Source organism: Pseudoroseomonas cervicalis ATCC 49957, from assembly GCF_000164635.1.
Classification (GTDB): Bacteria; Pseudomonadota; Alphaproteobacteria; order Acetobacterales; family Acetobacteraceae; genus Pseudoroseomonas; species Pseudoroseomonas cervicalis.
This window is the reverse complement of sequence record NZ_GG771181.1, coordinates 1-682: the sequence shown is the minus strand read 5'-3', so window position 1 is coordinate 682 and position 682 is coordinate 1. Positions and strand designations below refer to the sequence as shown.

The window sequence follows — 682 nt, the reverse complement described above, 5'->3', positions numbered from 1 at the left end:
CGCACCCCCGGCAATGCGGCGCTGGCGCGCGAGGCGGCGCTGGCCACCGCGACGCACGAGACCAGCTTCTTCCGCGACGAGGCGCCCTTCCTGCACCTGGCGCGCGCCCTGCCCCGCCTGGCCGCCGCCCGGCCGCCTCAGGCGAAGCTGCGCTTCTGGTCGGCCGCCTGCTCCTCCGGCCAGGAGGCCTACTCGCTGGCCATGCTGGCCGAGGAACAGCGCCATCAGCTGGGCGGCCGCGCGGTCGAGATCCTCGGCACCGACCTGTCGCCCACGGTCCTGGAGCGCGCGCGGCAGGCGCATTACTCCAGCTTCGAGGTGCGGCGCGGCCTGTCCGAGGCGCGGCTCGCCCGCTGCTTCGAGGCGGAGGCCGATGGCTACCGGCTGCGCCCCGCCCTGCGCGCCCTGTGCCGCTTCGAGCAGGCCAACATGGTCGAGGAGCCGGGCGTGGCCGGGCCCTTCGACGTCATCCTGCTGCGCAACCTGCTGATCTACCTGGACGTGCCGACCAAGGAGCGGGTGGTGGAGCATTGCGCCCGCCGCCTGGCGCCCGAGGGGGTGCTGTATCTCGGCGCCGCCGAGGTGCTGCTGTCGCTGCGCACCCGCATGGCGCCGCTGCCTGGCTGCCACGGCGCCTACCGGCTCGACACCCCCACCGCCCGCGCCTTCTGGGAGGCGGCGG

At 75.4% G+C, this 682-nt stretch carries 1 protein-coding gene; it reads left to right on the top strand.

Annotation, left to right across the window (positions count from 1 at the left end; all coding sequences use genetic code 11):
• Positions 1-682, top strand: a 682-nt coding sequence (locus tag HMPREF0731_RS22455; protein ID WP_007006571.1) for a CheR family methyltransferase, incomplete at both ends; no start/stop codon positions are given.